Source organism: Desulfobacterales bacterium, from assembly GCA_029211065.1.
In the GTDB taxonomy this organism is placed as follows: Bacteria; Desulfobacterota; Desulfobacteria; order Desulfobacterales; family JARGFK01; genus JARGFK01.
Window position 1 is genome coordinate 1 of the sequence record JARGFK010000085.1, and the last position, 20,106, is coordinate 20,106.

Here is a 20,106-nt window from a genome sequence, read left to right on the forward strand (position 1 = left end):
GCGACATCGGACTCGACAAGATCCGGGAAAAGGTGGTCAACAGCTTCAGCGATCTTAAAATCGCCACCCACTACGGGTGCCATATCTTACGGCCCCAAGACATCGTCCGGTTTGATAATCCCATTGCGCCCACCATATTCGACCGGCTGGTGGAGCTCACCGGTGCAAAAAGCATCGACTGGCAGACCAAACTGGACTGCTGCGGGTCGCCCCTGCTGGGGGTTGACGACGAGCTGTCGCTGGATCTGACCCAAAAAAAATAACGGATGCCAAAGCATCCGGCGCCGACTATCTTTGCAGCGCCTGCGTCTATTGCCAGCTCCAGTTTGACCGGGTGCAAAAGATGCTGCTCTCCCGGCGCAATGAGGCCCACCCCCTGCCCTCGATCCTTTACACCCAGCTCCTGGGGCTGAGCCTTGGAATTGATGAAAAAGTCTTAGGAATAGACCGCAATGAGTTGCCGATAGCCCGAATAGAAAACTTTCTGTCTTGAGTAACCAACTTTTTATCCATCACGAAGAGTTTCACGCCATTTAAGCCCCCCGATCTTCATGTCATAAACTTTATTTCCATATTATCAAGGAAAAAAATTATATTTAAAACATAAGTTTTCTATTTGAACCAGGTTGTTTCAAAGAGGTTTTTAGAAAAATTGAATATTTGACACCTTTTTTATAGAATGGTACTCTCTTTTATAAATTCCATCAAGCCTGACAAGGCTAACTTTTTTTACAATTCTCTCCACACAAGGAAAAGCGATGGAGACGCACTGGCATCTTTATGAAAAAGATTTTTTCTGGGATCTCCCGGTGGAGAAAGAAAAATTTCTGTCTCTATCGACCAAGAGATCATTAAAAAAGAACGAATTCGTTTTTTTCGAGGAAGATCCGGGCGAATCCTGCTTTTACCTTGAAAAGGGAACTGTCAAAATTTTTCGCGTGACCGCTTTAGGAAAAGAGCCTATTTTCTTTGTACGGAAAGCCGGCGAAATGTTTGGACTGGCGGAAGTTATCGACGCCAAAGAAAGAAAATGCAACGCCCAGGCACTGACCCCTTCTGTGTTGTATGAAATCAACAAAGAAAACTTCGAATTTCTGCTTTCCCGGTATCATTCACTCTCAAGAAAAGTCATAAAGGTTTTAGACCGGCGCCTGCGATATCTTGGCGAGCAAATCGAAAACCTGATGGTCTGTGATGTAGCCACAAGAATGTTAAAGCTTTTATTTTACTTGTGCTGTAACAGCTTGATTGACAGGGCTTCTTTGACTTTGAATAAACCGATAAAGGTTCCCATCAACCTTACCCAGGAACAAATGGCTTCCCTGACCGGTTCCTGCCAGCAGACCGTCAGCGAAACCCTCAAGGAGCTTCAGCAAAGCGGACTGATCCAAATTTCCAAGAAAGAAATTACCCTGCTGAATCCACTTCAAATAATCGATAAAATCAGTCAGTAACAAAACCCTTCACAAAACACAAAGGCAAATCACTTATAAGTCCCCCCTTGTTCATTGTGTAATATAGGGTCTATTCTCTAAAGGCGTCCGACTTGATGTTATATCGCCGCATGATCTGCTGGAGCGCCTGGCGCTCCAGCCCGCATGCCTTGGCGGCAAATGTCACATTGCCATTGTTTGCGGACAGCAGGCTGCCGATATAGCTGTAATTAAACTGTTTAAGGGCCTCTTCTTTTGCAGCTTTGTAGGGCAATTCTATAAAATGGTGCTCCAAAAAGTTCGAAATATGTGGTCCTATATCCGAAAAGCCGACATCATGGAGCCGTATTTCTTCCCCTTGGGAAAACAATATTCCACGGATGATGCTGTTTTCCATTTCCCGGACATTTCCGTCCCAGGTCTTGTTCATAAAAATTTCCATCAGTTCGGGAGATATATTTTTAAGCGGTTTGTTTAATTTTTCACAATGTTTTTTCAAAAGATAGCTTGCAATAAAGGGAATGTCTTCGCGATGCTCTTTAAGAGCAGGCACATGAATCGGCAACACGTTCAAGCGATAATAAAAGTCTTCCCTGAAAGTTGAATTTTTAATTTTCTCCTCCAGGTTCTGATTGGTTGAAGCAATAATGCGCACATCGATCTGAATCGACTTGGTGTCCCCCAAGGGCTTGATCTCTTTTTCCTGCAGCACCCGCAGCAATTTTGTCTGGATGGTGGGGCTGATGTCGCCGATTTCGTCCAGAAAAAGGGTGCCTTTATGCGCCTCCTGGAACAGTCCGATTTTATTCTGGCTGGCATGGGTAAATGCGCCTTTTTTGTACCCGAACAATTCACTTTCAAGAATGCTTTCCGGCACCGTCGGACAGTTGACCGCCACAAACCGCTGCTGCCGGCGGTCGCTTAAGTCATGAATGGCCCTTGCCACAAGTTCTTTGCCGGTACCTGAATCCCCTGTGACCAGTACGGTGTGCTCCGTTTTGGCAACCATCTCGATGGTTTCATACAGATGCTTCATCTTGTCGCTTTTCCCCACCAGGTCCTGAAACAGATGATCTTTATTGCACTCGTCCTGCAACCGCAGATTCTCCTTTAGCAAGCGGCTTCTTTCCAGTGCCTTTTCCAGGCGAAGTAGCAGCGCTTCATAATCAAACGGCTTGATAATAAAGTCGTACGCCCCTCTCTTCATGGCATCCACGGCGGTTTCGATGTCGCCGTAAGCCGTCATCATGACCACCGTCAGATCAGGTGTATTCCGTTTGATCAATTCCAGAAATTCCAACCCGTCCATTCCCGGCATCTTGATATCCGCCAGAACCATGTCATATGAATTCTGTGAAAACAGCCTCACGCCCATTTCGCCGGAAGTTGCGGTATCCGCCACACAGTTCAAATCCGGCTCAAGGCTCCGTTTCAGGAGCTGAAGCATATCGATCTCATCATCAACAACTAAAATGGCACTTTTCATGAATTATTCCCTTATTTCCGTTCATAAAACGGGGAGAACGACCGTAAATTGCGATCCCTTGCCGGGTTCACTTTCCACAAAAATATCGCCCCCGTGGCTTTTAATAATGCCGTAGCTGACCGAAAGCCCCAGGCCGGTTCCCTCACCGGTGGGTTTGGTGGTATAAAACGGATCAAAAATACTTGTATGGTGCTGCTTTTCGATGCCATAGCCCGTATCTTTTACCTTTATAAACACCCGGCCGGCATCGGCATCCAGCTCCGTTGACAGCGCGATGGTCCCCTGATGACCGACGGCATGCCTGGCGTTCATAATCAGATTCAGCAGAACCTGTTTTATTTTTTTTTCATCCAGCATCAGCTCCGGAATTTTTTTATCATAATCTCTGAGAATTTCAATATGGTCTGTATTGGAATGGTGTTGCACAAACCCTAATACATCTTCAATCGTTTTATTAATGATGGTTTTCTCTCTTCTGGGTTTTGAACTTTTAGCAAAATTGAGCAAATCCTTTACGATCGCCTTGCAGCTTTGAACATGCTTTTCGATGGTTTTCAGATCCTGATGCCGCTCCGATTCAATCGGCTCTTTTCGCAGAAGCAGCTGGGTATAGCCCAGGATGATGCCCAACGGATTATTGATTTCATGCGCGATCCCGGCCGACAGCTGCCCGATGGAAGCCAGCTTGTCGGCCTGGGCCAGCTGCTTTTCCATGGACCGCCGCTCCTCGATATCCTTTACTAGAAAGAGGACGGTATCTTCATCCTGACTCAGCCCCTTATCAAAGCTCCCGCTGATAAGCGCACGGATGTTCGCTCCATCGCGGACTTTGAAATCGGTTTCAAAATTTAAAACAAATCCGCGCTGGTTGATTTTTTGCTGAATGGCGTTCCAGTCCTCCTCTTTAGAAAAAAACTGCTGAAACAAACAGCCTGTAATCGACCGGTCCGCCGCGTCAATCCCCAACATCGCATGCCCGGCCGGATTCAGATCGACAACTTTGCCGTCCTTTTTCGCCACCAGAATCATGTCTCTTGAAACCTCAAAAATACGGCGATACTTGTGTTCGGAAAGCGTTAAGGCTTGGGTACGCTTGGCAACCAACTGTTCAAGATTCTGGTTCAGGTATAAAAGCTCCTTGTGCATGGCTTGCAGTTTCTGCTTGTCTTTTAATATCTGCTGATAAAGCTTCCAGATTCTCTCAAAAAAGAGCGTAACCGATGCTACAAACACAAACATAAATGTATTAATAGCGCCGCTGAAAGGTCGGATAGAAAGCCATAGGGTTTCATGAGCGGACATTAAAAGTAGCTGCTTCAGGATATGCCCGGCGGATCGAGATACAGAAAACGCGGCAAGCCCATAGCATACCCATAACAGATAGGTCCAGATGACATTGTCCAGATCATACTGTTTAAGTTTACGAACCAGCCGTAGGCACAGAAACGAAAAGGCGACCATAAGGACTGAGCCGGCAATATCAACAATCCATAAAGGGAAAGTGGGAAAGATCATGGCTGCGTATTCTCTGAAATATTTTGACCCGCTTCTTCTGAAAGGCGCCGCAAACCGAAATAAAGAAAGAGCATGCCCGGCACGCAAAGCAAATGATCCAGCTTGGTGAAATAATAGAGTACGTTAAGGCTACGGTGACCAGTGATGACATTTATCTGCATTTGCCATAAATTGATTCTTTTCACCTGGATAATATTGAACTGCTCATCTAATAAATGGACTACAAAGGTGTCGATGTTCCACAGGATAAAAAACAAGGCCGCATATTGGATGAATCGCCATCCGGCTTCCCTAACGAGATTTCTTTTTCTTTGCCAGTAGATCAAGAACCCCATGGAAAATGCGAAAATAAGATGCGCCATCTGGTGGGCATAGATACCCTCAGGCGCGCCATGAGCCTGGGTTGCCAGGGCCAGATCTGGGTTAATAAGTCTCTCCGTAATCAAAAAGACCAAAAAAATAATAAATAACTGAAAATTATTTCTCATGGGTCCAGTTCAAAAGTTCCAATGTGTTTTTTACTTGCACTTCCACCTGTAAAACAGGTTAGCAAGCCATGTGCCACAAAACAGTTGTCGCGTGGGCACCCGAAACCAAAACACAACAAACACCTATTTAATTCAGCAGGTTGTAAAACACGCTGTTCTATAGAAAAAAACAGCTTGGAACCTGATTCCCGGCGTGAACGCTTATTGCCAAGTGCAATAAAAACATTTCACTTCTCGTCAATCCGGTTCTATGCCCCCGGAATTAAACAATTTAAGGTTATGACATAAAAGTTGTCCATTGCAATAGAAAAGTTGCACATGAAAGGACTTTTTTGCATCCATATAGCGATGGCGCCGTAACAAGGGCTTCCATTTATGGATATATCTATCTAAAAACATTATTGATATTGTTTTTTCCGGTGAAGGAAGCGTGTTTCCTGACAACCTGCTTTTGCTGGTATGAATATTGCTATGCATTTGTATTATCCATTCACGGGGGCCCGTAGCGATAAAAAAGTATACATGAAATTTATAGGTAGGGAGAAATAATCGACGTCGGAAAGGGGGGATACGAGGATATCTGGCAAATGAATTATGGGGGGCAAAAAGCACATTTCAAAAAGACCTATTTAAAATCTGCGCGCAAAAGGAGGCAACAAGAATGACCAAAAAATACTTAGTTGGCATCATTTTTATTATTACATGTATTTTATCGATTGGAATGATTCAACCTTCGTCACAGGCAATAGCCGCTGGGATGGAAGCCAAAATTTCGGCTGCCGAGCTCAAAGTGGGAGAAACCATAACGGTGGAAGGACAGATCCCGGCCGGGCAAGACCTGTTCATCACGATTGCAGCCCAAACAACATTTAAGCCCGAAGATGCGTTGGGACCAAAGGAACGAAAAAGGTTAAGCAACAGAGACAATGTCGCCAAGGACAAAAAAACCAAAAAAGCGATTATTGACCCGGCGACCGGAAAGAAAAAATTGAAATGGAAGGCTGACACAACGATTCCCTATTTGTATTATATGGTTACGAATAATCCTGAGCCATTTGGAAAGGTTAAGGACAAGAAATATGGCGGCGCTTTCTTCTGGAAAAGCCTCTATAAAACAAAAATGTTTAAATTAAACAAATGGAAACAGCTGCCTGACCCGATCAAGGCTGTTCTGGGGCCTATTAAAACGGAAGAACAATGGAATTTTATGACCTATGCCCACGAAAATAAATTTGGCATCAATACCATTGCCAAGGAAGGGACCCTGAAAGGGAAGATCGTTATATTTTCCCGCTCTGTGGTAACGGATTACGCCCAAGCACCCTATTACTGGAATAAGGGAACTTCTGTTTCCCTTGATAAAGCGACGGGTAAATTCAAGGCTATCTTCAAGACCTTTCGTCATACCGCCCCCAACACTAAATTTAATGTGTTTGTAAACGGCCAACAAACAGGCACCTATACGTTAACGCCCAAAGGCTACTGGCTGACACTTGGCTGGCGCTACATGAACCCGTTTTGGATCCTTTTCGGGGCACTCGTAGTCGGGACCTGGTTCGCACTGATGGGCGGCGGCGGCGGTATGCTCATGTCGGCCTATCAGGTGATGGTAATCCATACAGCAGGACCCATGGGGATCAATGCGGCCAACACCCTGAAGCCATCAAATACGCCCCTGACGCTTTTTTCGGCCATTGGCGGTATGTATCAATATGCGATTAAAGACAGAAGGGTGGCCTGGCCACTGGCGCTCAGCTTTGGCGTCGGCATCTTTATCGGCGCTTTCTATCTGGGGCCCAACTTCTCGGCCAAATACCTGCCGATGAGCACCTATAAGCACTGGCTGGGTATCCTTACCCTGATCATGGGCGTCCGGCTGCTTTATGAGCTTACCCCCGCCGTGATGGAAAAGCGCAAGTCAATCAAGGCCATTGTCGCCAAATTTAATGAAGAGGTAAAACAGGCCAGGGAAGAAGGAAGATCGGCCCAAATGGGAAGGATCGAGACAATTAAAGGTGGACTCGGCTCAATATTTTCGACGTACGAATTTAAGTTCTGGGGCGAGTCGTTTTCCATTCGCCCCTGGGTCTTTGGCCTGATCGGGATATTTGTCGGTGTCGTGGCGTCCTCTTTCGGTATCGGCGGCGGATTTTTACTTGTTCCCATTATGACGACACTGGCGGCCCTGCCAATGTATATGGCGGTTCCGGCATCTTTAGTCGGAACCATGTTCAGCTCGATCTGTTCGATTGCCGGATATATAATATTAGGTTATTACCCCGACCTGACAATTGCGACTTGTATTGTTGTCGGTGCCTTGGTTGGCGGTGTCATCGGATCCAGGCTTCAGGGGTTCTTTACCGAAAAGCAGCTTAAGTGGGCTCTGGCTATCCTGATGTTCTTTCTATTTTTCAGGTTTACCGGAACGGAAATCTGGATTTAAATATGAGCTGTTTCGATACCGTCTTGAATTTTGTTGATGAACTATGGGAGAAGACAGATGTGGTTTTCCTGTTGGCAGCAAAGCTCCTGGGGATGTTATTCTATCCTTTAATCCTGATGGGGCCGACCGTGGCCATCACCGGAATTTTGCTCTTAACGATCCTCTTTTCCCGCTGGCTTTCCGCACGTACCGAACCGGAACGTTTGAAAAAGCTTCAATCGGAGTTTGAACACTGGCTGGGCGTGCGGAAAGCCGCCCTCAAAGTTGAGATGCTTGAAGATCAAGGAAAGGGGCTTGCCAAGGCCGTTGACAAGAGCTATCTGGATGATATCTATATTAAAATGTACATTGAATCAACCTGCTGGAACGGGCTGACCAAGTATGTTCCCATTCTCGTAATGCTGCTCTGGATAACCCACCGGTTTGACACCCCTAATTTACTATCTCAGTATGGTAAGGACTATGTGCTTAAACTGCCGTTTACATTAGGTGCCGCCGGAAATACACTGGGTGCTTTTGGATGGTCTTTGACCTCGCTGGCTTTATGCTATCTGGGCCTATGGATACTGGGTAAGGACTATTTGAAAAACATGATGAAGAGGAGCAACGCCAAGAACGGGCTACAAATAAATCAGGAGCGGTAATGGGGGAATAGTTGCGATGCATTGGCGGAGGGAAGGCAATCCCTCCACCTTGGTTTTTAAGACACCTCGACGTCTAAAGAGGGAGCCGTTATATTTGGTTGAAACAATCCTTTTTCTGAGGTGCCATGCAAAGGGAAATCGCCATAATGGAATCGTACACATTATAGCAAAGCATTTTGCACCATAACGGAGAAATCCGTTCGCGGCGGATCGCAGGGTATCCTTCAAGCCACACGGCAAAGAACAGGATTTGTCCAAACACAGTGTAAAGATTTGATTTGGAAAAAACGGAAGTGGAGGCATTTAATGGAAAAAGAAGTTTACAGTTTATGTTTTATGTGTTCAAGCCGATGTCCCATCAAGGTTCTGGTCAAAGACGGCCAGGTCAAGTGGATTGAAGGCAGCCCCCATGTGGCGGGGATGGAAGGGAGCCTGTGCCCGCGCGGCGCCGCCGGCATTGCGCTGCTTTACGACTCGCAACGGGTGCAGTCCCCTTTGATTCGCGACGGCGAACGCGGTTCCGGCAAATGGCGCAAGGCCGGCTGGGATGAAGCCTTGGATTATGTGGCTGAAAAGCTGAAAGCCGTCATCGATCAGTACGGTGGACACAGTGTTGCGCTGGGAGAGCGGGCGCAGCTTGCCACCCCTGTCAGCAAAACGTTTATGAAAGCGATTCAATCTCCCAATCACTTTACCCATGAATCGGTCTGTAAAGGCTCGTTGAATACAGCCAGTCGCAGCCTTTTCGGCGTTTCCGACGCTCAAATCGGCATTGATTATAAAAACACAAAGCATATTATTTTGTATGGCCGCAATATTTTTGAGACCATCGAAGTGAAGGGCGTAAACGGTCTTATGGATGCCGTGGAGCGCGGCGCCAAAATCACCTACATTGACCCCCGGGTAACCGTAACGGCCACAAAAGCGCACCGGTACTGGAGAATCCGTCCGGGCGCCGATCTGGCTCTGAACTATGCCCTGATTCATGTTATTCTTAAAGAAAGATTATATGATGCCGAATACGTAGACCGTTGGGTTTTGGGTCTTGCCGAGCTGCAGGACTTTGTCCGTTCCTTTACTCCGGAATGGGCTGAAAAGGAAACCGGCATCCCCTCCGCGGAGATCGTATCCCTATCCCGGGAAGTCAGCCGGGACAAACCCGCGGTCATTTTCCATTTTGGCTGGCGCGCTTCCTCCCACCTCAATGAAACCTATATGCGGCGTTCGATCCTGATTCTAAACGCATTGATGGGCAGCGTCGAGGCCGCGGGGGGGCTTTTTTTCAAAAAGGGCCCGGGCGAGGTCGGCGCAAAACCTGCGCGCGCGCTCACCGCTCAGGAATTCCCCAGGGTAGATCTTCCCCGCTTTGATCAGGTGGGCACGCCAAAATTTCCGCTGCCTGATCCCGGCCATGGAGTGGCCCAGATGCTCCCATCCGCCATCCTGAACGAAGATCCTTACCCTCTCAAGGGTCTTATCGCCTTCCGCTATGACCCGCTCTTTTCCATTCCCGACATCCGTACGACTAAAAAGGCGTTCGACAAGTTGGACCTTATCGTGACCATCGACATTAATTACAGTGAAACGGCGTGGTATTCCGATGTCATTTTGCCGGAGTCCACTTATCTGGAGCGGCTCGACTGCATCCAGCAGGCCAACGGTCTTAAACCGCAGATGTTCCTTCGGCAACCGGCGGTCACGCCACGGCATAATACCCGCGAGGGCGCCGTCATTCTCAAAGAGATTGCTGAACGCATCGGGACAGGCGCATATTTTCCCTACGAAACAATGGAAGAGCTGGTGCGCTGGCAGCTTGAAGGAACCGGTTTTTCCCTGGAAGACTTTGCGGCCAAGGGCTTTGTGACCTATACGGATCGACCGATTTTTTGGGATCGGAAAGACGGCATCAAATTCAAGACGCCATCCGGAAAAATAGAATTCGCCTCCTCTCTTTTGGAAAACGCGGGATTCGAATCCTTTCCTGAATGCGAACCCGTCGCCCCGCCGCCGGAAAATCAATTCCGCTTGACAATCGGCCGGTGTGCGCTTCATACCCATATCTCAACCCAGAACAATCCGTATTTAAATGAAAGAGTCTCTGAGAATGTTCTCTGGATCAACACAGAGCGGGCGGCAGCGCTCGGCATCAAAAATAAAGATCTTGTGGAAATATCCTCCAATTGCGGCTCCGGCAAAATCAAGGCCTATGTAACCGATCTGATCCACCCGGAGGCCGTCTTTATGCTGCATGGCTTTGGGCACCAGGCTGCGCTGGCCGCCCGTTCCTTCGACAAAGGCCTCGCCGACGGCATCCTGCAGGAAAATGTCACGGATATGGTGGGGGGCAGTCCGGCGCTGCAACATTCATTTGTGTCAGTAAAACGAGTCTGATCCGAATTCCTTTTTCCAAAGATGGAGGAGAAATGAGCAAATATTATCTGTTCCAAGACCGAAAGCGCTGCATCGGTTGTTATAGCTGTACCATCGCTTGCAAAAGCAACAAGAATCTCTTAACGGGTCCAAAACCCGTCGACATCATCCCGATCGGGCCCACCTTTATTGATGGAACCCCGCGGGCGGCCTTCGTCCTCATGCCCTGTTTTCATTGTGAAGACCCCTGGTGTGTCGCAGTCTGTCCCACCGGCGCTGTGCAAAAGCGGACAAAGGACGGCATCGTTTTTGTAGATCATGCCCTTTGCATCGGCTGCAAGAGCTGTATGTCGGCCTGTCCCTGGGGCGCCCCCCAGTGGAATCCCGAAACCGGCAAGGTTGTCAAGTGCGACTACTGTAAGGACCGTCTGGATGCGGGCCTGAAACCGGCCTGCGCTACCATCTGCACGACCCATTGCCTGCAGTTCGGAGAAGCCAATGAAACGCCCGATGTCAGAAGAGAACGATATGCCAGGGAGATGGTTGGTCTGTGATGTATCGATCCTGCCCGGTTAACCAAAACACACAAAGAATATCAGCGCTGCTTGCTCAAGAACAGGTCGCCCATTCAGCCTGCCGGCATAGCCTCGAGTTATTGCTGAGCCTTCTCGGAGATATTTCCGCCGGCCGGGGCGAACCCGATCATATCCCTTCCATAGAAGCCATCGCCCGTGATCTGCAGAGTGCGCGCCATCCGAAAGAATGCATCGAGATCGGTGGAATGCTGATGTCGGATCTCGCTAGTTTCTATGAAGTCTTCAAAAGTCATATTGAAACCTTTTATTGTCCTACGGGAGAATGCACCACGCTTTCGGCAGCGCCCTGTCAGTTGGCATGCCCTGCCAGCGTGGATGTACCCAGCTACGTTGCGCTCGTGGGAATGGGACGGTATCAGGATGCCTTGGAAATTCTCAGAGAAGATCTCTCACTTCCCGGCATACTGGGGCGAATCTGCGTCCATCCTTGCGAGCGAGCCTGCCGGCGCGGCAAAGTGGACACAGCCATTGCGATCTGCCGGCTTAAATGGGTTGCCGTCGACAAAGCGTACGAAGAGAAAATGGAACTCCCATCCCCGCCCCCGAACCGGTTTAAAGAAAAGGTGGCCATTATTGGAAGCGGTCCGGCCGGCCTTTCAACCGGTTATTTCCTGGCAAAAATGGGCTACAAACCGACTGTTTTTGAATCCATGCCCGAACCGGGGGGCATGCTCAGATGGGGCATCCCCGCATACCGGTTGCCGCGGCAGATCTTGAAAAAAGAGATCGATTATATTAAAGCCCTGGGCGTTAAAATTGAGACCGGGGTCCATTTCGGTAAAAAAAACACGCTGGCGAGCTTAAAGCGTAACGGGTTTAAGGCTGTTTTTCTGGGGATCGGCACATGGCGCGCACTGGCCCTTCCGGTCCAAGGCGCCCAGAACAACCCCAACGTGATAGATTCTCTGACTTTTTTGCGCCAGGGCTCGACGAATGCGCCGCTGACCGGAAAACGCGTAATTGTCGTGGGGGGCGGAAACGTAGCGGTAGACTGCGCGCGGACAGCTCTCCGGTTGGATGCCGAGGAGGTCAATCTTATCTATCGGAGATCAAAAAATGAAATGCCTGCACGGGTTGAGGAGGTCAAAGCCGCTGAAGAAGAGGGCGCCATCCTTTCTTATCTTTCCCTGCCTGTTCAAGTGCATGGCGAGAACGCAAAGATAACCGGGCTTGAATGCCTTCGCAACAAATTGAGCGAACCGGATGCCACCGGCCGCAGGCGACCTGTTCCCATCGATGGAACGGAACATTTTATTCCGGCCGACATTATCATCAGCGCCCTTGGCCAAAGAGTGGACCGGACCTCCCTGGAATCAGTCAAGGCCTTAGAACTTTCCAGGGAAGATCTCATCAGGGTGAATCCGGCCACGATGGAAACTTCGATTCCGGGTGTGTTTGCCGGCGGAGATGCCGTAACGGGACCTGCGACGGTTATTGAAGCGGTGGCCTCCGGCAAGAAAGCCGCTCAATCCATCCACCATTATTTGCAGGGATTACCCTATTCGGATATTGACCCATTGCCGGTCCGGCGCAAAAAGATCCCGGTTATTTCGATGTCGGCAGTGGAAAAATCCTTGTCGTCGCGCCCGGTCATGCCGGTGCGAGCCTTTAAAAACAAACCGGCGGATTTTAAGGAAGTGGCGCTTGAGCTCTCCGCGCAAAACGCTTCGCAGGAAGCCAAAAGGTGCTTGCGATGCGACCTCTGTATCAGTTGCGGCCGTTGTGTCGAAGTCTGTAGAGACGAGATGGGCGTTGATGCGCTTCACCTTTCTTATGTTAATCAGAATGGAACGGCCGACACCGATTTTCTGCGCCCGTCCCAGCGCTGTGTCGGATGCGGCGCCTGTGCCATAAACTGTCCAACAAACGCCATAAGAATTGAAGAAAAAGACGGCGAGAGCAAAATCATCATGTGTGGGGCGGAAATAAGCCGTCACCCGCTCGTTGCCTGCGCCGCATGCGGGATTCTTTTTATTTCGAAAAATCACCTTGATTACATTCGTCAGAAAACCGATGCTCAGGCCAAAATAAAGGATCCCCAAAATTTATGCCAAACCTGTGCAAGAAAAATTCGGGCAGAAAATTTTTTAAAATAACAGGATCATATAATTTTTTTTTGTCCCCGGGAGAAACCTGAACGTGCTAGCCATTTTTTGCGCATATCCCGGCAATGGGCGCACAACCTGTCCGAGAAAGGAAAATCAAACCATGAAAAGGGAAAAAGTTCAAAAAATCGTCGGCAACCATCGCCACGAGAAAGCCGCCTTACTGGCTATTCTGCACGAAATTCAGGAAGATGAAAAACAAATTGACATGGAATCCATTCAGTATCTTTCCGAACTGATGAAAGTTCCTGCCGCCCATATTTACGGCATCGTCACGTTCTATTCCGCTTTTACAACCGGTAAAAAGGGGGAAACAGAAATAAAAATGTGCGACGGCATTTCGTGTCATCTCAACGGGGCCGATGAAGTGACAGCGGCGCTGAAATCCCGGTTGCATATTAAAACAGGTGAAACCACGCAAGATGGAAAATATAGCCTGGAAAATGTGCACTGTTTAGGCCTCTGCTGCATTGGTCCGAATGCAACGTTTAATCACAAAACGTATTGCAATCTGAACAAAGAAAAAATCATCGACATCCTTCAGGTTGACATAAGGAAATGAAATGAAAATTACCAGTATCTGGGACTTGAACAGGTTAAAAGAGACCGGTGCACGGTCCTTGTCGCCCAAACAGCCAAAGCTAAGTATCAGCATGTCCACCTGCGGTTTAGCCCTGGGGGCTGATGAAATATTTCAAGACCTAACCGCCATGAAAGTAAAAGAAGGTTTAAAAATTTTACTTGGCCAAACCGGCTGCAGCGGCTTTTGTAATTTAGAACCGCTGGGAATTCTCAGGCTTCCCGGCAAGCCGGCGCTGATCTACACCCAAATGACCGTCAAGCGGGCCAGGCAGCTCTTGCGTGATGTGAAAAAGAAAAAGATTCATCATAAGGGATTGCTTTGCAAAATCAAAGAGGTCCATCAATTCTACAAACCGGACAAAGATATTGAGAACATTATAGATTACCATGAAGTTCCTGTTTTCAAAAACCAGTTGCGAAATGTTCTGAAAAACTGCGGCTTGATTGATCCGTTGAACGTGGCGGAATATGTGGCTACAGGCGGAGGTTATGCATTGTACAAGGCGCTTTTTCAAATGAGCTCGGAGGAGGTAATAGAAGATGTAAAACTTTCCGGGCTCAGGGGAAGGGGCGGCGCGTGGTTTCCAACAAGTTTTAAATGGAGCATGGCCCACAACACATCCGAAGCAGAAAAGTTTGTCGTATGCAATGCCGACGAGGGAGATCCCGGCGCCTATAAAGACCGTACTATCATGGAAGGAAACCCGTTCAGGCTGTTTGAAGGGATTGTTCTGGCAGGGTATGCGATTGGAAGTCATCAGGGAATTATTTATCTGCGCGAGGAATATCCCCATACCTTCCAACTCCTCACCCAAGCCATTGAAACCGCAAAAAGATACGGCTTTTTAGGCAGAAACATTTTGGGTTCTGACTTTAACTTCTCATTGCGAATTGTCAGAGGGGGCGGCTCTTATGTCTGCGGCGAAGAAACCGCGCTGCTGGATTCCCTGGAAGGAGAGGTGGGAGATCCCCGGCTAAGGCCGCCGTTCCCTATTTTAAAGGGCCTGTGGGAACGACCGACCATTGTCAATAATGTGGAAACCTTGTCCAATATTCCCATGATCATCGGACAAGGTGGTGAATCCTACGCCAAAATCGGAACAGAGAAAGCCAAGGGCGCCAAAATTTTTTCCGTAATCGGCAAAGTACGGCAGCCGGGTTTGTATGAGGTTCCCCTGGGCACAAATCTAAAAGAGCTTATTTACGATATGGCCGGCGGTCTGCCTTCCGGAAGCCGCCTAAAGGCGGTGCAAGTGGGCAGCCCCTTTGGCCTTTTTATCCCTGCCGACAATATAGACATATCCCTGGACCCGGAGACGCTGAAGGGTATGAATTCCATGATCGGCTCGGGGGTCATTGTGGTTCTGGACCAAAATACCTGCCTTGTGGACACCATCCGGCATTTGCTTTCATTCTTTATAGATGAATCCTGTGGAAAATGTGTTCCCTGCCGCGAAGGCGTCTTTAGAATGTACGAAATCATCACCGGTATATATGAAGGACACGCTACTTACACGGACTTATACACATTATGGGATCTGGCGGAAATGATCAAACAGTTTGCCCTTTGCGGCCTTGGCGGAGGAGCGCCTGCGCTTGTTTTAGGGGCATTGGAAGATTTTACAGAGGACTTTAAAACACATATGGCCACAGGGAAATGTGGCTGGAAAATCGCAGTGTGAGGTTCAAGCTGAAACAAGAATTGGCACAAACGAATTCATAAGGAGCACCACATGATGGTCAGCCTTGAAATAAACGGGCACAGGGTTGAGGCCGCGGAAGGAACCACCATACTCAATGCCGCCCGGCAGGCAGGCATTGATATCCCGACATTCTGCTATCGCGAAAAGATGGAACCCTATGGCGGCTGTCGCCTCTGCATGGTCGAGGTCACTGAAAACAATTTCACCCGCTTGCAACCCTCCTGTGCTTTTCCCGTCAAGGAGAATCTTATTGTCAAAACCAGTACGAAACAATTAATCATGGGAAGAAGAGTTATAATTGAACTTCTTTTAGCCCGCTGCCCGGAAGTAAGCGCGCTAAAAAATCTTGCCGAAAGTTTTGGAATCACCCGCTCGCGTTTTACAAAAGACAATAAGGACTGCGTTCTATGCGGGCAGTGTGTGAGAGTGTGCCAAAAGGCGGCAAAGGTCGGCGCCATCGACTTTGTGGGCCGCGGGAGAAACAGACGTGTCAGCACGCCGTTTGATCTGCCGTCCGAGGCGTGTATCGGGTGCGGATCATGCGCCTATGTTTGTCCTACCGGCGCCATGAAAATGGAATATGAAAATGTCTTAAGATGGAGAAAACTTCCAGGCCCCCTCCGAAAATGTCGCTATATGCGCATGGGATATATCTCTCACAAGATATGCCCCAACAATTATGCGTGCTGGAATTGTGAAGTGGACCAGCAGCGGGAGGATATTGCCAAGACCCATCCGGTTTTTTTGTTAAAAGACGAAAGAGAAAGGGAAAGGGAAAAAGTTGAAAAGTTCGAAATGCTTTTTGATCGTTTTTACGGCAAAGGGCATGTATGGGTGAAACGCATCAATGGATTGGTTCGCGTGGGGATTGATGATTTTACCCGTCAACTCATCAGTCGGATTACCGATATTAAGATTCCTCCCGCCGATACAACCGTCAAAGCGCAAGATCCGCTCTGGCTGATATCGGCTAATGCGAGAACCCTGCACATGTATGCGCCTTTAGGTGGAAAAGTTGTAGATATCAATCCGGGCATTCTCGAAAACCCGTCGCTTATCAGCATGGATCCTTACGGGAGGGGCTGGATACTCACAATAGAACCAGATGATATTCTCCAGGCTTCCAGGCAACTTCTTTCGGGGAGATCGGCAAAGGAATGGCTGAAACTTGATTCTCACAAGCTTTATGATATGATTCAAAAAGAGACGAATTTGGACTGGGCAACGGATAAACCCATCCCTGATGATCTTACCGGAATGCTCACAAAGGATACCTGGGCCAAAATCGACAAGGCCTTCTTTTTGCAAAAATAAGTTTTAAAGATAACCGATGAGGGGTTTCGATTCAAATCAACAACACATTTTCAGTTTAGCTCTATAATTGCGTGTGCCGAAAGGTCATCCGCTGCCGGCTGTGCATCAATGTCTGCAAGGAGATTGTCGGGGCAAATGCCCTTGAAATGGTAAAAAGAAATGGACAATATTTCGTTGCGCCCATTGAAGGACGCTGTATCGGCGGGGCCACCTGCGCCAACATCTGCCCAACCCATGTCATTAAGGTCGAAGACCGGGACAACGTCCGCACCATCTCCATCCGGGGAGAGATTATCGGCAGGCATCCCCTGGAACGCTGTGAAGGCTGCGGCAGGTATTTTGAAACTCCCGGATTCCTGAAACATATGGAAAACCACATGACCCCGCACCCGGTCCTCAAAACCCACCACCGCTACTGTCCGGCCTGCGCCAAGATTTATTCGGACCGCATCCTGTCATTTCGAACATTAAAATAACTTCGGTGATGTCGTATTCGTCAAAATGGATTTTAACGAACTTCCTTGAGAAAATCCCCCCGTTGGGTTTGTCCGATAACTCCCTCTCCCTTTTTGGGAGAGGGTCGGGGTGAGGGTGTAACTGTCTGAACTTATTACCCCCTCACCTAACCTCTCCCCACAAGGGGGAGAGGAATTATAGGTTATCGGACAGCCTCCGTTCCCCCCTTTTTTAAAAGGGGGCCTGCGGCGAGCTCAGCCGGGCGGCGCAGGGGGGATTTTACAAAAGGGTGAACTTTTTTATTGACAGAATCTTAATATTATTTTATTGACCAAACTAAAATCACATTTTAATTTGGTCAATAAACATGTATGTCCCAAGAGATCTCACAAAAATATATCAATCAACCATTAAACAATTTCCCGCAGTCCTGATAACCGGACCACGGCAATCAGGAAAATCGACCTTCCTGAAGTACATATCCAGGGACACCCCCTATATAACCTTTGATGACCCTTTAAACCGGGAATTTGCCCTGCAGGACCCCAACGGATTTTTAGATCAGTTCGGAGGAAACAGCGTTATCCTTGATGAAATCCAGTATGTCCCGGAGATCCTCCAGTACATCAAGATCAGAATAGATAACGACCGCAGACCCGGCATTTGGATAATGACCGGCTCACAGCAGTTTCCGTTAATGAAAGGCATCAGCGAGACACTTGCAGGGAGGATAGCAATACTGGAACTGATGCCTTTCAGCATCAGGGAGATCAAGGCTTCAAGGGAAACACTTGAGCATAATTTATGGACAGGGCAATATCCTGAACCGGCATGTTACCCTGACAAGCGCGAAATATGGGTTAAGTCTTATATTCAGACATATGTTGAAAGGGATGTGCGCAGGCTCGCTGATATAAGCGATTCCAGGTCATTTGAAATGTTCATCAATCTATGCGCGACATATCATTCCCAAGAATTCCATCCTGCCACCCTGGCAAGGGATTGCGGCGTCAGCCAGCCGACTATTAAATCATGGGGCAAGATACTTGAGAGAAGCTATATTTTATTAATGCTTCCGCCGTTCTTTAAAAACTACGGCAAACGACTGATCAAAACACCCAAACTTTATTTTCTGGATCCTGCAATCGTCTGCTTTCTAACCAGGCAGCCGTCAAGGGAATCCGCGCCCAGAGGAAGCATGGGCGGCGCTTTATTTGAAGGGCTGGTAATAAGCGATGTGTGGAAGACTTTTTTAAATTGCGGCAAGACACCCTCGGCCTTTTTCTGGAGGGCACAGGGCGGCCTTGAGGTGGATCTGATCATACAGTCAGATGGGAAATTCTGGCCTATCGAGATTAAATTGACCGCGACGCCGGCCGGCAATCATCTAAAGAACATTAATCGGTTCAAGGAACTTGCCGGTGATGAGGCAGGCGACATCGGTCTGTTGGTCTGCAATGTTGATAAAAAAATAAATCTGCCGGGGAATAACTTAGCCTTGCCATGGTTTCTTTTTTCAACGTGGCTGGGGAAACTGATCGGGGCATGAATGAGGAGTGATGAGTGCGGAGTGAGAAAGGGCGTAACTAATTTTCTCGCAGCAAGCTTAATCATAATCGTTTTTTTTGGAACTGTAACCGTTTTTATTGTTGGGCTGCGGAGCGTACAGCCAGCGGGGCTGTAATCATATTTCTTGATATATGCTAAAATATGACGATAATTCTTGCATCGTAATCGTTTTTCCGGAGGAAGCCATGGCTGAAAACGATCAGGACAAATCGACACATAGGGCCGCAGGTATGCGGCGCTCATTGAGCGGTATGATCTCGATGTCATTCCGAAAGTGAATTGGCGTTCCTGGCCAACTACGACAAGACCAAAAAAGCCATCCATGAGACCGTGGACATGCCAGACCGGAAGATCGACCTCTTCATTCGCTTCTGTCTGCATAACAATGGCCGGCTCTCCGCACGGAAACGCGTAAGCCACTTCGATTTCCTGTCGGATGAAGAAATCATCCGCATGGAACAGGCCGTGCAAATGGCCTTATAAAAGTGTCGGTGATTAGTCAATCATCATAAAGCTTGAATTCGGGATAGTATTTTTTTGCGCATTCCGGACAGATGCCGTGGCTGAATTCGGTGCCGGAATGTTTATGAATATAGGCTTCGATCCGATTCCAATACCCCTGGTCGTCACGGATATTTTTGCAGTGGGAACAGATGGGCAGCAATTCGCCCACCGTTTTCACCTCGGCAAGTGCTTTTTGCAGCTCCGCAATGATCTTTTCGCGTTCTACCTGAGCATCTTTTAATGCTTCTATATTATTTTGGGCCTGTTGATATAGTTTGGCATTTTCTATGGCGATGCCGATCTGGCGACCGATATTGCCACAAAGTTCCAGTTCCTCATTCTGAAACTCTCTAATAGAAAATGAATAGATGGTGATAATGCCCAGTTTTACTTCTTGGTGCACGATTGGAAAGTGAAGGGCGCTTCGAGCCCCGATCTGCATCCCAAACGATTTGATTTGGGTGCGGCTCTTTTAGGACGACATTGAGCAGCAGTTTTCAACATATAGTATCAAGCCCCATAAAGAAAATTGCCTTATTTTACAGCTTTTAGATGACCGCGTTTACGCGTAGAATGGGGTTTCAGTGTGGGCGGTACAATGCCCTCAGCATAGAGGGCGCGATGGTTGCGTTCATACTCTTTAGATTCATGGAAGGTCCAGTACTCATCAAAATCGTGGCTGGAGCGCAAGGCGCGAAGCTGCAAGACCGCTTCAGCGCCGGTGAGGCTCCAGCGGGCGCCGGTTACTTCCATACGGTCTTTGACCAAATGGCGGCAGGCCCCTTCAATGACTCCCGTAGCGATGGGAAGGCCCTTGGCAAGGTAATGATCGTATTTCACATAGGGTCCATAGGTGAGCAGGTAATTGGCGCAGGCATCCACGGGTTTCCGATCTGCC

Annotated in this window: 19 protein-coding genes; 14 read left to right on the plus strand and 5 right to left on the minus strand. The window is 48.3% G+C overall.

Annotation, left to right across the window (positions count from 1 at the left end; all coding sequences use genetic code 11):
- From P1P89_16530 to P1P89_16540, 3 genes are all read left to right on the plus strand, one after another.
- Positions 1-263: heterodisulfide reductase-related iron-sulfur binding cluster (locus tag P1P89_16530; GenBank protein ID MDF1593122.1), on the plus strand; the 263-nt coding region annotated here is incomplete at its 5' end.
- An 80-nt stretch (positions 264-343) separates the two neighbouring features.
- A complete protein-coding gene (locus tag P1P89_16535) occupies positions 344-493 on the plus strand; it encodes a hypothetical protein (protein ID MDF1593123.1) in 150 nt (49 codons plus the stop codon).
- A 265-nt stretch (positions 494-758) separates the two neighbouring features.
- A complete protein-coding gene (locus P1P89_16540; protein MDF1593124.1) occupies positions 759-1,454 on the plus strand; it encodes a Crp/Fnr family transcriptional regulator in 696 nt (231 codons plus the stop codon).
- 70 nt (positions 1,455-1,524) lie between these two features.
- Here the strand turns inward: P1P89_16540 and P1P89_16545 are convergent, their stop codons facing one another.
- From P1P89_16545 to P1P89_16555, 3 genes are read right to left on the minus strand one after another with little or no spacing between them, the layout of a single operon-like run.
- Entirely contained in the window at positions 1,525-2,919 is a 1,395-nt protein-coding gene (locus tag P1P89_16545; GenBank protein ID MDF1593125.1) for a sigma-54 dependent transcriptional regulator, read from the minus strand.
- A gap of 21 nt (positions 2,920-2,940) precedes the next feature.
- Positions 2,941-4,434, minus strand: a complete 1,494-nt coding sequence (locus P1P89_16550) for an ATP-binding protein (GenBank protein MDF1593126.1) — start codon at positions 4,432-4,434, stop codon at positions 2,941-2,943.
- On the minus strand, positions 4,431-4,922 hold the full coding sequence (locus P1P89_16555) for a hypothetical protein (GenBank protein ID MDF1593127.1): 492 nt from the start codon (positions 4,920-4,922) through the stop codon (positions 4,431-4,433). Before P1P89_16555 ends, P1P89_16550 begins: the two co-directional genes overlap by 4 nt.
- Before the next feature lie 661 nt (positions 4,923-5,583).
- Between P1P89_16555 and P1P89_16560 the strand changes: the two genes are divergently transcribed.
- From P1P89_16560 to P1P89_16610, 11 genes are all read left to right on the plus strand, one after another.
- Entirely contained in the window at positions 5,584-7,365 is a 1,782-nt protein-coding gene (locus tag P1P89_16560) for a sulfite exporter TauE/SafE family protein (GenBank protein MDF1593128.1), read from the plus strand.
- A gap of 2 nt (positions 7,366-7,367) precedes the next feature.
- Positions 7,368-8,009, plus strand: coding sequence for a hypothetical protein (locus tag P1P89_16565; GenBank protein MDF1593129.1), 642 nt, complete (start codon positions 7,368-7,370; stop codon positions 8,007-8,009).
- Positions 8,010-8,315: 306 nt separating this feature from the next.
- Complete coding sequence (locus P1P89_16570) at positions 8,316-10,400, plus strand: molybdopterin-dependent oxidoreductase (GenBank protein MDF1593130.1); 2,085 nt, start codon at positions 8,316-8,318, stop codon at positions 10,398-10,400.
- A gap of 32 nt (positions 10,401-10,432) precedes the next feature.
- On the plus strand, positions 10,433-10,933 hold the full coding sequence (locus tag P1P89_16575) for a 4Fe-4S dicluster domain-containing protein (GenBank protein ID MDF1593131.1): 501 nt from the start codon (positions 10,433-10,435) through the stop codon (positions 10,931-10,933).
- The gene (locus P1P89_16580) at positions 10,933-13,071 is read left to right on the plus strand and encodes an FAD-dependent oxidoreductase (GenBank protein MDF1593132.1); all 2,139 of its coding nucleotides are present in this window, start codon (positions 10,933-10,935) and stop codon (positions 13,069-13,071) included. The genes P1P89_16575 and P1P89_16580 overlap by 1 nt, the downstream gene beginning before the upstream one ends.
- 112 nt (positions 13,072-13,183) lie before the next feature.
- Positions 13,184-13,642, plus strand: coding sequence for an NAD(P)H-dependent oxidoreductase subunit E (locus P1P89_16585; GenBank protein MDF1593133.1), 459 nt, complete (start codon positions 13,184-13,186; stop codon positions 13,640-13,642).
- A gap of 1 nt (position 13,643) precedes the next feature.
- Positions 13,644-15,344: an NADH-ubiquinone oxidoreductase-F iron-sulfur binding region domain-containing protein gene (locus tag P1P89_16590; GenBank protein ID MDF1593134.1), complete on the plus strand. Its 1,701-nt coding sequence runs from the start codon at positions 13,644-13,646 to the stop codon at positions 15,342-15,344.
- A gap of 51 nt (positions 15,345-15,395) precedes the next feature.
- Complete coding sequence (locus P1P89_16595; protein ID MDF1593135.1) at positions 15,396-16,679, plus strand: 2Fe-2S iron-sulfur cluster-binding protein; 1,284 nt, start codon at positions 15,396-15,398, stop codon at positions 16,677-16,679.
- Between the two features lie 71 nt (positions 16,680-16,750).
- Positions 16,751-17,155 carry a hypothetical protein gene (locus P1P89_16600; GenBank protein MDF1593136.1) on the plus strand — a complete coding sequence of 135 codons (405 nt, stop codon included), beginning with the start codon at positions 16,751-16,753 and terminating at the stop codon, positions 17,153-17,155.
- A gap of 347 nt (positions 17,156-17,502) precedes the next feature.
- Positions 17,503-18,684: an ATP-binding protein gene (locus P1P89_16605; protein MDF1593137.1), complete on the plus strand. Its 1,182-nt coding sequence runs from the start codon at positions 17,503-17,505 to the stop codon at positions 18,682-18,684.
- A 299-nt stretch (positions 18,685-18,983) separates the two neighbouring features.
- The gene (locus P1P89_16610; protein MDF1593138.1) at positions 18,984-19,187 is read left to right on the plus strand and encodes a hypothetical protein; all 204 of its coding nucleotides are present in this window, start codon (positions 18,984-18,986) and stop codon (positions 19,185-19,187) included.
- A 16-nt stretch (positions 19,188-19,203) separates the two neighbouring features.
- On the opposite strand, the gene P1P89_16615 is transcribed toward P1P89_16610, so the two are convergent.
- Positions 19,204-19,650, minus strand: a complete 447-nt coding sequence (locus P1P89_16615) for a GAF domain-containing protein (protein MDF1593139.1) — start codon at positions 19,648-19,650, stop codon at positions 19,204-19,206.
- 92 nt (positions 19,651-19,742) lie between these two features.
- On the minus strand, positions 19,743-20,106 hold a 364-nt coding region (locus P1P89_16620), incomplete at its 5' end, for a hypothetical protein (GenBank protein ID MDF1593140.1).